This window comes from Bordetella flabilis (assembly GCF_001676725.1).
Classification (GTDB): domain Bacteria; phylum Pseudomonadota; class Gammaproteobacteria; order Burkholderiales; family Burkholderiaceae_B; genus Bordetella_C; species Bordetella_C flabilis.
This window is the reverse complement of record NZ_CP016172.1, coordinates 4,834,084-4,848,092: the sequence shown is the minus strand read 5'-3', so window position 1 is coordinate 4,848,092 and position 14,009 is coordinate 4,834,084. Positions and strand designations below refer to the sequence as shown.

13 protein-coding genes are annotated in these 14,009 nt (G+C 68.1%); 8 read left to right on the top strand and 5 right to left on the bottom strand.

Going from position 1 to position 14,009, the window contains the following annotated elements:
- Positions 1–66 precede the first annotated feature (66 nt).
- Positions 67–1,245: a tRNA guanosine(34) transglycosylase Tgt gene (tgt, locus tag BAU07_RS21600; protein WP_066662321.1), complete on the bottom strand. Its 1,179-nt coding sequence runs from the start codon at positions 1,243–1,245 to the stop codon at positions 67–69.
- 58 nt (positions 1,246–1,303) lie between these two features.
- A complete protein-coding gene (gene queA / locus BAU07_RS21595; protein ID WP_084025907.1) occupies positions 1,304–2,350 on the bottom strand; it encodes a tRNA preQ1(34) S-adenosylmethionine ribosyltransferase-isomerase QueA in 1,047 nt (348 codons plus the stop codon).
- 147 nt (positions 2,351–2,497) lie between these two features.
- Between queA and dacB the strand changes: the two genes are divergently transcribed.
- Positions 2,498–3,970, top strand: a complete 1,473-nt coding sequence (gene dacB / locus BAU07_RS21590) for a D-alanyl-D-alanine carboxypeptidase/D-alanyl-D-alanine endopeptidase (RefSeq protein WP_066662315.1) — start codon at positions 2,498–2,500, stop codon at positions 3,968–3,970.
- A 72-nt stretch (positions 3,971–4,042) separates the two neighbouring features.
- Entirely contained in the window at positions 4,043–4,681 is a 639-nt protein-coding gene (gene upp / locus BAU07_RS21585) for a uracil phosphoribosyltransferase (RefSeq protein ID WP_066662314.1), read from the top strand.
- Positions 4,682–4,918: 237 nt separating this feature from the next.
- Here upp and cysG read toward each other — a convergent pair whose 3' ends face one another.
- Positions 4,919–6,328, bottom strand: coding sequence for a siroheme synthase CysG (gene cysG / locus BAU07_RS21580; protein WP_066662312.1), 1,410 nt, complete (start codon positions 6,326–6,328; stop codon positions 4,919–4,921).
- A gap of 387 nt (positions 6,329–6,715) precedes the next feature.
- Between cysG and BAU07_RS21575 the strand changes: the two genes are divergently transcribed.
- From BAU07_RS21575 to BAU07_RS21560, 4 genes are all read left to right on the top strand, one after another.
- Positions 6,716–7,435 carry a hypothetical protein gene (locus BAU07_RS21575; RefSeq protein ID WP_157122548.1) on the top strand — a complete coding sequence of 240 codons (720 nt, stop codon included), beginning with the start codon at positions 6,716–6,718 and terminating at the stop codon, positions 7,433–7,435.
- A gap of 141 nt (positions 7,436–7,576) precedes the next feature.
- Positions 7,577–7,894 (top strand): ElaB/YgaM/YqjD family protein, encoded by a 318-nt coding sequence (locus BAU07_RS21570; protein WP_066662309.1) that lies wholly within the window; start codon positions 7,577–7,579, stop codon positions 7,892–7,894.
- Positions 7,895–7,961: 67 nt separating this feature from the next.
- The gene (locus tag BAU07_RS21565; protein WP_066662306.1) at positions 7,962–8,405 is read left to right on the top strand and encodes a phage holin family protein; all 444 of its coding nucleotides are present in this window, start codon (positions 7,962–7,964) and stop codon (positions 8,403–8,405) included.
- Positions 8,402–8,788 carry a hypothetical protein gene (locus tag BAU07_RS21560; RefSeq protein ID WP_066662303.1) on the top strand — a complete coding sequence of 129 codons (387 nt, stop codon included), beginning with the start codon at positions 8,402–8,404 and terminating at the stop codon, positions 8,786–8,788. Before BAU07_RS21565 ends, BAU07_RS21560 begins: the two co-directional genes overlap by 4 nt.
- On the opposite strand, the gene BAU07_RS21555 is transcribed toward BAU07_RS21560, so the two are convergent.
- Complete coding sequence (locus tag BAU07_RS21555) at positions 8,745–10,289, bottom strand: UbiD family decarboxylase (RefSeq protein WP_066662299.1); 1,545 nt, start codon at positions 10,287–10,289, stop codon at positions 8,745–8,747. The two genes, BAU07_RS21560 and BAU07_RS21555, sit on opposite strands and share 44 nt — an antisense overlap.
- Before the next feature lie 143 nt (positions 10,290–10,432).
- On the opposite strand from BAU07_RS21555, the gene BAU07_RS21550 reads away from it, so the two are divergent.
- On the top strand, positions 10,433–11,305 hold the full coding sequence (locus BAU07_RS21550; protein WP_066662296.1) for a transglycosylase SLT domain-containing protein: 873 nt from the start codon (positions 10,433–10,435) through the stop codon (positions 11,303–11,305).
- Between the two features lie 141 nt (positions 11,306–11,446).
- Here BAU07_RS21550 and BAU07_RS21545 read toward each other — a convergent pair whose 3' ends face one another.
- Positions 11,447–12,610 carry a pyridoxal phosphate-dependent aminotransferase gene (locus tag BAU07_RS21545; protein ID WP_066662294.1) on the bottom strand — a complete coding sequence of 388 codons (1,164 nt, stop codon included), beginning with the start codon at positions 12,608–12,610 and terminating at the stop codon, positions 11,447–11,449.
- Positions 12,611–12,655: 45 nt separating this feature from the next.
- Here BAU07_RS21545 and BAU07_RS21540 point away from each other — a divergent pair, with 45 nt between their 5' ends.
- Positions 12,656–13,624 carry a hypothetical protein gene (locus BAU07_RS21540; protein ID WP_066662291.1) on the top strand — a complete coding sequence of 323 codons (969 nt, stop codon included), beginning with the start codon at positions 12,656–12,658 and terminating at the stop codon, positions 13,622–13,624.
- Positions 13,625–14,009 lie beyond the last annotated feature (385 nt).

The window sequence follows — 14,009 nt, the reverse complement described above, 5'->3', positions numbered from 1 at the left end:
GCTATTGTAGCGAAGCTGTGCGAAGCGGGCGGCGCTGCGGCACCCACCCGGCCGCCGGGGGCGGCGTCATGGTGTCCCGGGGTTATCTCCGTGGCGCCCGGCGCCGCCCTGATCGACGCCACGGGCCCGGTCGGCGGCGAATCGGGCGCGCCAGGCCTCGAAGCGGCCGGCCGCGATGGCGTCGCGCATTTCCGCCATCAGGGCCAGGTAGAAATGCAGGTTGTGCAGCGTATTCAGCCGCGCGCCGGTGATCTCGTTGGCCCGCTGCAGATGGTGCAGGTAGGCGCGCGTGAACAGGCGGCAGGTGTGGCAGGCGCAGCTCCCATCCAGCGGACGCGTGTCGTCGCGGTAGCGCGCATTGCGGATCTTGATGTCGCCATAGCGGGTGAACAGCCAGCCGTTGCGCGCGTTGCGCGTGGGCATGACGCAATCGAACATGTCGATCCCCTGCGCCACGCCGGCGACCAGGTCTTCCGGGGTGCCGACGCCCATCAGGTACCGCGGGGCCTGCGCGGGCAGCCGGGGGGCGACGTGTCCCAGGATGCGCATCATGTCTTCCTTGGGCTCGCCCACAGACAGCCCGCCGATGGCATAGCCGTGGAAGCCGATATCCTGCAGGCCGGCCAGGGATTCGTCGCGCAGCCGTTCGTACATGCCGCCCTGCACGATGCCGAACAGCGCATTGGGATTGCCGAGGCCATCGAAGGCGTCGCGGGAGCGGCGCGCCCAGCGCAGCGACATCCGCATCGAGCGCGCGGCCTCTTCCTCGGTGGCGGCGCGTCCGTCGATCTCGTAGGGCGTGCATTCGTCGAACACCATGACGATGTCCGAGTTCAATGCACGCTGGATCCGCATGGACTCCTCCGGCGTCAGGAACAGACGCGCGCCGTCGATCGGGGAGGCGAAGCGCACGCCTTCTTCGGTGATCTTGCGCATGCCTTGCAGGCTGAACACCTGGAAGCCGCCGGAATCGGTCAGGATGGGCCGGTTCCAGCCCATGAAACCGTGCAGGCCGCCGTGCTTCTCCATGATGTCCGTGCCCGGACGCAGCCAGAGGTGGAAGGTATTGCCCAGCACGATCTGGGCGCCCACCTCGTCCAACTCGTGCGGCAGCATCGCCTTGACGCTGCCGTAGGTGCCCACGGGCATGAAGATGGGCGTTTCAACCACGCCATGGTTCAGCGTGATGCGTCCGCGCCGCGCGGCGCCGTCGGTGGCCAGCAGTTCGAAATGCAATCCGGTCATGGTGTTCGGTTCTCGTAATGGGCGGGCCCGGGCGGGTGCGGGCCGGAGCACGGCGGACTCAGGCCGCGGCCGCCTCGATGAGCATTGCGTCGCCGTAGCTGAAGAAGCGGTAGCGTTGCGCCACGGCATGCGCATAGGCGCGGCGGATCGGGTCCATGCCGGCCAGGGCGGATACCATCATCAGCAGTGTCGACTGGGGCAAATGGAAATTGGTGATCAACCCGTCCAGCACCTGGAAGCGGTAGCCCGGCGTAATGAACAGCCGCGTGTCGCCTTGCGACGCCTGTAGCGGCATGCGCTGCGCGGCGGCGGATTCCAGCGCGCGGGCGCTGGTGGTGCCGACCGCGATCACCCGTCCGCCCGCGGCCCGGGCCCCGGCGATGGCGTCCACCGTGGCTTGCGGGACGGTGTACCACTCCGCATGCATGACATGGTCGGCGATGTTTTCCACCCGCACGGGCTGGAAGGTTCCGGCGCCCACGTGCAGGGTCACGAATGCGCGCGCCACGCCCGCCGCCTGCAGCCGGTCCAGCATGGGAAGGTCGAAATGCAGGCCCGCTGTCGGCGCGGCCACGGCCCCGGGTTCACGCGCATAGACGGTTTGGTAGCGCGCCTCGTCCTCGGCGTCGGCCGCGTGGGTGATGTAGGGCGGCAGCGGCGTTGCGCCATGGGCGTCCAGCAGCTTCAGCACGTCGTCGGGAAACCGCAGGTCGAAGAGTTCGCCTTCGCGGCCGGCGACCACCGCATCGAAGGCGTCCGCCAGGTGCAGGACGGTGCCGGGGCCGGGCGATTTGCTGGCCCTGACATGGGCCAGCGCCTGCCGCGGCCCGACGATGCGCTCGACCAGCACCTCGATCTTGCCGCCGCTGGCCTTGCGGCCCGCCAGGCGTGCCTTGATGACCCGTGTGTCGTTGAACACCAGCAGGTCGCCGGGACGCAGCAGCGCCGCGATATCGCCGAAATGGCGATCGTGCAGGCCGCCGTGGGCATCCAGGTGCAGCAGGCGGCTGCCGCCCCGCTCGGCGCTGGGGTGCTGGGCGATCAGCTCCGGCGGCAACTCGTAGTCGAAGTCGGAAAGGCTGTACGAAGGATGGGAAGTGGACACGCGGACTCGGGATGCAATGACGGGCCAACCCGCAATTGTAGTGGGAGTCGCGAAAGCGGCCGCTGGCGTGCGCCGCCCCTCAAGTCTGGATGGCGCTTCACGGTATGCTTGGCGCTTTTGGTATTTGGCGACGGGCGCGGGCAGGGGATGATCAAGGCGTTGAGCAAACGGGTGGCGCATTTCGGGCGGCGCTGGGCCGCGGCCCTGCTGGCGGCGGTGGCGCTGGGCGGGACGGCCCAGGCGCAGGGCCTGGCCCCCGCATCCAGCAACGCGCTGCCCCATGAGCTGGCCGCCGCCTGGCGCGCCAGCAAGCTGCCCGTATCGTCCTTGTCCCTGGTCGTGCAGGAGCTCGACGGGCAGCGGCTGTTCTCCATCAATGCCAAGGAACCGCGCAACCCGGCCTCGGTGATGAAGCTGGTGACGACGTGGGCGGCGCTGTCGAACCTGGGCCCCAACTATGTATGGCGTACCGAGCTGCTGTCCGAGCCCGGCGCGCGGCTGCAAGCCAACGGCGTGCTGTCGGGCCCGCTGTATCTGCGCGCCAGCGGCGACCCCTATTTCCTCTTGCAGGACCTCTGGACGCTGCTGCGCGACCTGCGCCTGCACGGCGTCCGGCAGATCAGCGACCTGGTGATCGACCGGACAGTGTTTGGCGCGGTGTCGACCGATCCGGGCGCTTTCGATGGCGCGCCGGACCGGCCCTACAACGCGAGTCCGGATGCGCTGATGGTCGGCTTCGGCGCCGTACGGCTGGTCTTCATGCCGGACCCGGCCACGCGCCAGTGGGTGCCGGTGATCGATCCGCCATTGCCAGGCCTGAGCATAGGCGGGAAGGTGGAATGGACTGACGCCGTCTGCCCGGGCGCGCCCGAGGTGGCCACCGAGCCGGTCATTACGCAGCAGGGCATCACGCTGCGCGTGGCGGGCAAGGTAGCCGGCTCCTGCGGGGAATTCAGCCTGTATCGCCTGGCCTTGTCCCAGCCGGAGTACGCCACCGCCGTATTCCGCATGCTCTGGCGCGAGCTGGGCGGCTCCTTCACCGGACAGGTGCGAGCGGGCATGGTGCCGCCCGACGCGGTGCCGCTGGCCACGCACGAATCGCCGCCCCTGGCCGACATCATCCGCACGGTCAACAAGCGCAGCAACAATGTCATGGCGCGCCTGCTACTGCTGACGCTGGGCGCGGAAGGCGGGCGCCGTCCCGCCTCGGAAGACAGCAGCGCGGCGGTGGTGCGCCGCGTCCTGGGCAGCCAGGGGCTGTCCATGCCGGAACTGGTCGTGGATAACGGCTCGGGCTTGTCGCGGGTGGCCCGGGTGTCGGCCGACAGCCTGGCTTCGCTGCTGACGGTGGCATGGCGTTCCCCCTATATGCCGGAATTCATGTCATCGCTGGCCATCGCCGGCGTGGACGGTACCGTACGCCTGCGGCTGCGCGGCAACGACACCCGCGGCATGGCGCACCTGAAGACCGGTACGTTGGCCAATGTGCGCGCCATGGCCGGCTATGTCCTGGGCGCCAGCGGCAAGCGCTATGTCGTGGTCAGCATCGTCAACGACGAGAAAGCACAGGCCGTGCGTCCCTTCGACGACGCCCTGATCAAATGGCTTGCTGACCGCTGACGGCCATGCGCGGCGCTGGTCGCCGGGCGGCCGGCGGGCTACGATTCCACGCATCGCCATCGGAGAACCGCCATGCCCGTGCATGAAATCCGCCACCCGCTGATCCGCCACAAGCTGGGCATCATGCGGCGCGCGGACCTGAGTACCAAGAGTTTCCGCGAACTGTCCCAGGAAGTCGCGGCGCTGCTTACCTACGAAGCCTGCAAGGACCTGCCGCTGGAACCCTGCCGCGTGGAAGGGTGGAGCGGCACGGTGAATGTCGAAAAACTGGCCGGCAAGAAGATCACCGTCGTGCCCATCCTGCGCGCCGGCATCGGCATGCTGGATGGGGTGCTGAGCCTGGTGCCGGGCGCCAAGGTCAGCGTCGTCGGCATCGCCCGCAACGAAGAGACCTTGCAGGCGCAGACCTACCTGGAGCGCCTGGTCGCCGAGCTGGACCAGCGCGTGGCGCTGATCGTGGATCCCATGCTGGCGACGGGCGGCTCGATGGCGGCCACCATCGATATGCTGAAACGCGCGGGTTGCCGCGATATCCGGGCGCTGGTCCTGGTGGCGGCGCCCGAGGGTATCGCCCACATCGACGCCGCGCACCCCGACGTGCATATCTATACCGCGTCGATCGACGATCGCCTGAACGCGGACGGCTATATCATGCCGGGCCTGGGCGACGCCGGCGACCGTATATTCGGCACCAAGCAGAAGGCGGAATAGAGGAAGGCGGAATCAACGAGCCCGGGATCAACGACGGCGGGATCAAGGACGGCAGGATCAAGGACGGCAGGATCAAGGACGGCAGGATCAAGGATGGCTTACCTGCCGCTTCGGCGGTCCGTTCGCCACGCCGCCGGTCCGCTGCGCGCTACGCTCTCTACGGCCACCGGGCGTACGAAGCCGACCAGCCGCAACATGTCGAACGGGCCGGACACGTCGGCCGGCCGGCTATGGCGGCTACGCCGGCTGGGCCATTCCGTCGATGTGCTGCCCGAACCAGTTCAACTCATTCGCCAGGGCAGCCACGCTGCCCACGATCAGCAGGGCCGGCGCCTGCACCGCGTGCGCCCGCGCCAGCGTGGGCATATCGGCCAGGCGCCCCGTAACGACGCGCTGTTCGGGGCGGCTGCCGTTTTCGACGAGCGCGAAGGGCGTATCGGGCGCCCGCCCATGGGCCTGCAGGCGCCGCGCCAGGGAATCCAGCTGGCCGACACCCATATAGAAGGCCAGGGTCTGGCGGCTGTCGGCCAGGGCGGCCCAATCGATCGTGTCGCCGTCGTCGCGGCAGTGTGCCGTGATCAGGTGCAGGGATTGGGCATGCTCCCGGTGCGTCAACGGGATGCCGGCATGGGCCGCACAGGCGAGTGCCGCCGTCACGCCCGGGACGACTTCGTAGGCGATGCCCTGGGCGCGCAGGTGTTGCAGTTCTTCCCCCCCGCGGCCAAAGATGAAGGCATCGCCCCCTTTGAGCCGCACCACGCGGCGGCCACGGCGGGCATGGTCCACCATCAGGGCGTGGATGCGTGCCTGGGTCGCGGCATGGTCCTCGCCGATCCGTTTGCCGACGTCGATCCGCTCGGCGTCGCGCCGCGCCAGCGACAGGATGTCGGCACTGATCAACCGGTCGTACAGGATGACGTCGGCTTCGTTCAGGGCGCGCAAAGCCTTGAGGGTCAGCAGGCCTGGATCGCCGGGACCGGCGCCCACCAGCACCACGCTGCCGGCGGGCGTTTCCTGCGCCTGCTCCAGCGCGGCGTCGAGCGCGTGCTCCGCTTCCCGCGCGCGCGACTGGCGCAGCAGCGCCGCGACCGGGCCGTCCATCAGCCAGTCGTAGAAACGCCGCCGCGCGCCAAGGTCGGGGCGGCGTTCCCGGATGCGAGGGCGATAGCGGGCCGCCAGCTCGGCCAGCGGCCCCAGGGCATGGTCGAAGAGCGATTCGATGCGCTCACGCAGCCTGCGCGCCAGCACCGGCGCCACCCCGGATGAGGAAATGGCGACGATCAGCGGTGAACGGTCCACGATCGACGGCACCTGGAAGGACGACAGCGCCGGGTCGTCCACGACATTGGTCAGAATGCGGCGGGCCCCGGCCATCGCCGCGACTTCCGCATTGACCTTCGCGTCGTCCGTCGCCGCCACCACCAGCCACACGTCCGCCAGCCACTCCTCCTGGAAACGTCCCAGCACATGGGTGATGGTTCCCTCTCGCGCCAGGACGGCCAGCTCCGGATTGAGTTCCGGTGCGCCGACACGCACCTGCGCGCCGGCCTCCAGCAGGGCTTGCGCCTTGCGGGCGGCGACCGCGCCGCCTCCAACGACCAGGACGCGGCGCTGGTGCAGATCGGCAAACAGGGGGAATAGCTTCATGGTGGCGGCAAGGAGAAGGTCGGCTGCAGGTCCGGACCGGCAGGAAAAGGCAAGGCAGGAAAAGGCAAGACAGGAATAGGCAAGACAACGGTGCCGGCTTGCACCGGGCTGCCTGTGCGGCCGCGCTGGCACGGGCGGGCGGCCCGACAAGACAAAAAGGGCGCGATGCGGGTACGTCATTCTAGGAAGCTGCCAGGCTGCCGCGAACGACGGTGTGGCTATGTCAATATAGCCATCCACTATATCCGGCCAATATTTCATTGCCGGCCGATATTAGCCGGCGCCCCGGCCGCGCTGCGGCGCGCACAGTGTAGTATCGACGGAACCCGCTCCGCATCGGTGCGCGGCGTTTTATCACGAGGTCTTTCTGTGCAATCCCATACGACGATTTTCGCCAGGCTCGCCTTGGCCGGCGCGCTGCTGTCGGGCGCGGCCGCCGCCCACGCCGGGGTCTGCGACGCGCAATTCATACGCAATGGGGGCGAAGTCCAGCTGACGGGCTCCGGCAACCTGCAATTGGGCGCGGATCTCGCCTTCGCCGAGGTCAGCAAAACCAATGGCGAAAACTGCCGCGCGCGGGTCACCGGCATCGCCACGTTTTCCTATGCTGGCCTGCCCCCGGGCAAGTCCAGGCTGGACTACCTGATGACGGTCCACAGCGGACAGGCCACTTTCGTGCGTTACGAGAACGCCGGCGAGAAGCCCTCGTCCGAGGGACAGTTCGATCTGCGCATGCTGGGCCTGTTCGCCTATGACGGCAAGATCAGCGGGCCCGGCCAGAAGTTGCCGGGGGCCACGTTCCGCCTGAACATCGGCAAAGAAGCGCCCGTGGGGGGCACGCCCAGCACGACGGTCCGCATCAGCCAGAAGACGGTCGGCACCCGCCGCACCATGGACACCGCGCTCGGCAAGCAGTCGTGCTGGCCGATCTCCTATCGCCGCGATACCGATCCCACCATGGCCACCTTCAAGGGCCTGACCCTCCCTATTCCGGCGCTCAACACCACGGTCACCGACTGGTACTGCCCGGCGGTCAACCTGGTGATGAAGCAGGACATCGACCAGCAGGGGATCAAGTCGGCGGTCGAGATCACCCGTATCAAGTAAGTCCGCAGGCAAGGCATGCCACTTGCTTCCGGCATTCGCTCATGCAGGCCGTGGCAGTTGCCGCACGAGGGGGACAGGAGGCATAAGCCTCGCTGGTATCATTGATTTTCCGTCCAGGACATGCACAAAAAAGGAGCGACCATGAACGTGATCAGATCTTCCGAAGGCGCTAAAGACAATCTCATCGACAGCGTCAAAAGCAGCCTGAACGACGCGGAAAGCCTGTTGCGCGAGGCCGCCACCTCCACGGGTGACAAGGCGGCCGAACTGCGCGACCGCGCGATGACGTCCCTGAAGCGCACGCGCGAAAGCCTGTACGAAATGCAGGATGCGGTCTTCGAACGCGGCCGCAAGGCGGCCCGCGCCACCGACGACTACGTGCACGACAATCCCTGGCAGGCAATCGGCATCGCAGGCGTGACCGGCCTGCTGCTGGGCCTGCTCATCGCCCGCCGTTAACGGAGCGGGACAGCCCGCGCCGCCGCGGGGCCAGGCTCCGCGGCGAGGCGGCTTTCCCTCATAACCAATGGCTATCCGCAAATCTTTGCTTGGCGTCGCGTCCAGTCTGGTCGAATTGGGGCGCACGCGTTTCGAGCTGCTGGCGCTGGAAGCGTCGGCCGAGAAGGGCCGGCTGCTCAAGCTGCTGGGGTATTCCTTCGCGGCCCTGCTTTTCCTCACCTTGGCGGTCCTGGTGTTCTCCATCCTGGTGGCCGTCTATTTCTGGCCTACGGAATCGCGCTACATGGCCCTGGGCGTACTCGCCGCGGGTTATGCCTTGCTGGGGTTGATCCTGCTCTACGCGGTGCGCCGCTCCCTGGTCCAGGGGCCGACGCCCTTCGCCGCTACCTTGCAGGAACTGGGCCGCGACGCGCAGTTGCTCGATCGCCTGCGCGCTGCCGCGCAGGCTGAAGAGGAAGCAGAGCGTGCGGCAGCCGCCCATGCGGCGCGCCGACAGGAGGGCGCACTATGAGCAAGATATCTCCGGCGGTGGATCGCCAGGTGCGCATCGAATTGTTGCGCGCGCGGGCCGCGGTCGAACGCGAGGCCCTGGTCCATGGCATGACAGACCTGACGCAGTCGCTCTCGCCCCGCCACCTGGTCAAGAGCCTGATGCCGCGCATGGGCGTGGGCAACAGCTCCAAGCTGGCCTGGCAGGCGTTTTCCATGGTACGGCGCTACCCGGTCATCATGTCGACGGTATCCGCGGTCTTCCTGCGCGGCAAGCGGTCCAGGCTGTTGAAGCTGGCCACCGCCGCGACCGTGGGCTGGCAGGTTTATCGCGGCTGGCGGGCCCGCCACGATGCGGACGCTACAAGCCCAGTTGGTCCCACATCGCATCAACCCTATCCTTGACCGCGGGGTCCATCGCGATGGGGCGCCCCCATTCGCGATCGGTCTCGCCGGGCCATTTATTGGTGGCGTCCAGGCCCATTTTGCCCCCCAGGCCGGAAACCGGCGAGGCGAAGTCCAGGTAGTCGATGGGCGTACGCTCCACCAAGGTTGTGTCGCGCACCGGATCCATACGCGTCGTCATTGCCCACACCACCTCCTTCCAATCGCGTGGGTTGACGTCCTCGTCCACCACCACGATGAACTTGGTGTACATGAATTGCCGCAGCACGCTCCAGAGGCCGAACATGACGCGCTTGGCGTGCCCTGCGTACTGCTTGCGGATGGAAACGACGGCAAGCCGGTAGCTGCAGCCTTCGGGCGGCAGATAGAAATCCACGATCTCCGGCATTTGCCGCCGCAGCAAGGGCACGAAGACCTCGTTCAACGCCACACCCAGCACGGCGGGTTCGTCGGGCGGCTTGCCGGTGTAGGTGGAGTGGTAGATCGGATCCCGCCGCATCGTGATGCGATCGACGGTGAAGACGGGGAACCAGTCGCGCTCGTTGTAATAGCCGGTGTGGTCGCCGTATGGACCTTCCAGAGCCATTTCGTACCCGGTGTCCGGCGGCGGCGCGACACCGGCCGGCACCTCCGGGGCGCGCGCGCGCGGGTCCATGGCCGGCAGCAGGTGGCCCTCCAGCACGATTTCCGCGTAGGCCGGCACCGATAGTTCGCTGCCCAGCGCCTTGGCGACTTCGGTGCGCGATCCGCGCAACAGGCCGGCGAACTGGTATTCCGACAAGCTATCGGGCACGGGCGTCACGGCGCCGAGGATGGTGGCCGGGTCGGCGCCCAGCGCAACGGCGATGGGAAAAGGCTGCCCCGGGTATGCGCGCGCATGTTCCCGGAAGTCCAGGGCGCCGCCGCGGTGGGACAGCCAACGCATGATGAGCTTGTTGCGGCCGATCGGCTGTTGCCGGTAGATACCCAGGTTCTGCCGTTTGGCGCGCGGACCCTTGGTGATGACCAGGCCCCACGTCAGGAGCGGGGCGACATCGCCCGGCCAGCATGTCTGCAACGGCAGGCGGGACAGGTCCACGTCCTCGCCTTCCAGGACGATCTCCTGGCAGGCCGGAGCGCGCACGATCCGCGGGCTCATGTCCCATAAGGCGGCCTTGAGCATGGCGACCTTGGCGAAGGCGTCGCGCAAGCCCTTGGGCGGCTCTGGCTCGCGCAGCGAAGCGAGCAGCTCGCCGGTGTCGCGCAGCGCTTCGACCTGCTCGGCGCCCATGCCCCACGCCACGCGGCGCGGCGTGCCGAACAGGTTCGCCAGCACGGGCATGCCGGCCGCGCGGTCCTCGTGGCGCGCGTTCTCGAACAGCAGCGCGGGGCCGCCCGCCCGCAGCACGCGGTCGGCGATTTCGGTCATTTCCAGGCGCGTGGATACGGGCGCGCCGATGCGTTTCAGTTCGCCACGCGATTCGAGCTGCGCGATGAAGTCTCTAAGATCTCGGTATTTCACGGGGTTTCCATGGGGCGGCGTGCGTACTTTGACAGCAGTTAGCCAAAATTGCTTAAAGTTGCATGGCAATTAAGGGATTTGTTACATACGGGCCGGCGCTAAGAGGTTAACATCGCCTTCCCTTTAAAACGCAGGAGGTTCACATGCCCGATGCGTCAGTCGCCAGCTTCGTATTCAGGCAGTTGGCACAAGGCGTTCACCGCTACCTCGCCGAATGGTTGCGCATCTGTTCGGTCTACCTGGGCATCGCCGTCATCGTAACGGTCAGCATGGGGTTGGCCTTACCCGGCCTGCGCGACCAGGCCCTGCAAGTGCACAAGGCGCTGCTGATGGCGCTTGCCCCAGCCACCGCGCCCGGCGCGGGCCAGGATAGCGCATATGCCGATGCGGGTGTCGATGCCTGGTCGGATCTCGATGCCGACGGTACCCCCGCCAAGCCCGATGGCTCGCCCGCCGCGGTGGCGCTTGCCGTGCCCGATACGCCGTCTAGCAACGCCACGGCCTTCCTGACGCCCTTGCCGCATCCGGAACCGAAGCCGGCTGCGCGACTGGACAGCATGTCCAATGCGCAGACGGAAGCGCTGCGCAACTACATCTCGCGCAAGTACAAGGTGGCGTACGACGCCACGGGCGTACTCGTCAACACCGCCTACAAGGTCGGCCGCGAATTGAAGATCGATCCCTTGCTGCTCCTGGCGGTGATCGCCGTGGAGTCGCGGTACAACCCCTTCGCCGAAAGCAGCGTGGGAGCGCAGGGGCTGATGCAGGTCATGACCAGCGTGCACCAGTCCAAGTTCGACGCCTATGGCAAGAAGGGTGCGCTGGATCCGGTGGCCAACATCCGGGTCGGGGCAAGCATCCTGAAGGATTGCATCAAGCGCCGCGGTTCCGTGGCCGCGGGGCTGGCCTGCTACGTCGGCGCCAGCGGCCCGAATGACGGCGGCTACGGCGACAAGGTGCAGGCCGAGCGCCGTCGCCTGGCGGTCGCCTCGGGCATCCCCCTGGCGCGCGACTGACGGCGCCGGGCGGCATCCGGCCGCGTTTCCCATGTCATGCGGGTCGAGACGATGACTCGACCCGGCGTGCGGGCAGCGCGCCGGGCGTGGCCAGGGCGGGCCGAGGGCCGACCCTGGCTTACGGTATACGAATCCGGTCGCTCAACCCAGTGTCCGCAGGAAACGCTCGATGCGCGCCGCCGCCTCGGCCAGCCGGTCCATTCCGGTCGTGTATGCAAAGCGCACGGTGCGGCTGGCGTGGGCCGGGCCGAAATCCATGCCCGGCACGGCGGCGACGCCCGCCTCGTGCAGCAGCCGGTGCGCGAAGCGCCCGCTGTCCATGCCCCAGCGCGAGACATCCGCGTAAATATAGAAGGCGCCGTCCGGCTTGACCGGCACGTCGATGCCCATCCTTTCGAAGGCATCGAGCAGGAAGTCGCGCCGTTGCTGGAACGCGGCCCGCCTTTGCTCGTACAGCGCCAGGGTGTCGGGCGCGAAGCAGGCCACGGCGGCGTGCTGGGCCAGCGTCGGCGCGCAGATCGCCAGGCTCGCGGCCATCTTTTCCACGGTGGACACCATCGCGGACGGCACGATCAACCAGCCGAGCCGCCAACCCGTCATGTTGAAGTACTTGGAGAAGCTGTTGATGATGACGGCCTCGTCGTCCAGCGCCAGCGCGGAACGCGGCTTGCCGTCGTAGGACAGGCCGAGGTAGATCTCGTCCATGATGGTGAATCCGCCGCGCCCGCGGACCTCGGCCAGTAGCGCGGCCAGTTCCGCCGCGGCGATCGAGGTGCCGGTCGGGTTGCTGGGGGACGCGATCATGGCGCCCCGCGTACGCGCCTGCCAGTGTCGCCGTATGTCCTCGGCGGACAACTGGAAGCGCTGCGCCGCCGTGCTGGGGATCAGTCGCGGCTGCCCACCCGCGGCCAGCACGAAGTTGCTGTTGGCGGGGTAGGCGGGGTCCGGCATCAGCACTTCGTCGCCCGGATTCACCAGCGCCGCGCAGGCCAGCGCTAGCGCGCCCGATGCGCCGGCCGTGACGATGACCCGGGACGGGTCGACGTCGGCGCCGAAACCGGCATAGAAGCGCGCGATCGCTTCGCGCAGCGCGCCCACGCCCGCTGGAGGGCTGTAGCCGCTGCGGCCGGCGCGCGCCGCCTGCTCCAGCGCTTCCACGACCTGGGGTGGCGCGGTAAAGTCCGGTTCGCCGATGCCCAGGCTGATAATGTCCCGGCCCGCCGCCTGCAGCGCCTGGGCCTCCTTGAACACCTCCACGGCATGAAAGGTAAGGAATTCGGCGGTACGGTCGGCGAGGCGCGGCATGGGAACTGGGGCGGGTTTTTCGGGAATGGAAAGGGGATTTTAGTCATGCAGCCGTCGCGACGCGCTTTCCTGATGGGACGGCCTGCACCACGCACGCCGTGGCAGCACTTCTGCGAGCGCCTGCGGGCGCTGTGCGGCGGCACGCTGGTGCCGGTTGCGCCGGGTGCCGTCTCCACACCTGCGGGCGCCCCGGGCGATGGCGGCCTTGCGTCCGGCCCGCTTGTCGTGCCACAGGCTCGATGGACGCCCCTGGGCGCTGGCGATGTGCGCCAGGCCCGCGCCCTGTGCGTCGAACATGGCGTGCTGTTGGCGCTCCATGGGCTCTCCGGCACGCAGGCCGCGGCGGCCTGCCGGCCGATCCTGTGGGTGGATCCCTCGGCGCTGAATCGCGTAGTGTCCGAGCCCGGACCAGTGCCCCGTTGGCGCGCGGATGCGGGCGTCACGGCGGGCGAGCTGGCGGAGGTGGGCTTGGCCCAGTTCGCGGGCGTCGCCCCCGACACGACGCTGGCCGCCTGGTACGCCGACCGCGCCGCGGCCAACTGGCCGTCCGGCCGTGGCGACCTGTCCGGCATACAGTCTGCGGACATCCTGCTCGCCGATGGGGTGGTCGACACGCTGGGCCCTTTCGGCGCGGACGATGGCGCTCCCCTGCGCAGCGCGTCGCTGCAAGCCCTGGTGCCCGCGCTGTTCCGCCTGTCTTCCGGACCGCAGGCGCAATGGTGCCGCGAGCAGGAGGCGTGGCCGGCGCATTACCGGCTGGACGCGCTGGCGCCGCGTGCCCCGGCCACCGTCAACCTGGCGCAGCTGCTGCACGGGCATGGCGGCACGCTGGCATGGATGGAAGCCCTCGTGCTGCAAGTGCCGCCATCGGGCGCCGCGGCCCAGGCCGCGATGCCGCCGCCGTTGCGCCCGGCGCAGGCGCGCGCCGTGGACATGCGTGTCAAGACGCTGTTCGATCCGGGCGATCTGTTTCCCGAAATCGCGGATGCGGCCACGGACGGCACGCCGGCTTGAGGGCTGCATGTCCTTTCGCATGCCCTTCGTGCAGCGTGGTCGCTCCCGCCGTTATGGTCCGGCCCGCACGCGTGCCAGCGCGCCCGGCGCGGCAGCGCCGTATGGCATGGGCTGCATACGGACGGACGCGCTTCGCGCAGGCGCCATCGCACAGGCACGGGCGTACAACGCAAGGTACTGGGAGCCACCTTGCGGGGCTCCTGCTCTTGGGGAGTAAGATAAACGGCCTTCAAGCTGTAATAAATCGTGTTGCAACCGTGCTGGATTTGCCTCCGGTTTTTTGCTGCCGCGTCCCTACGGACACGCTTCGCTGAAGCGAATCCGGGCAGGCTCTCCGGCAAGGGACTAGAATCCTGCGTTTCCGCTTTTCAACTTTCTTCACACG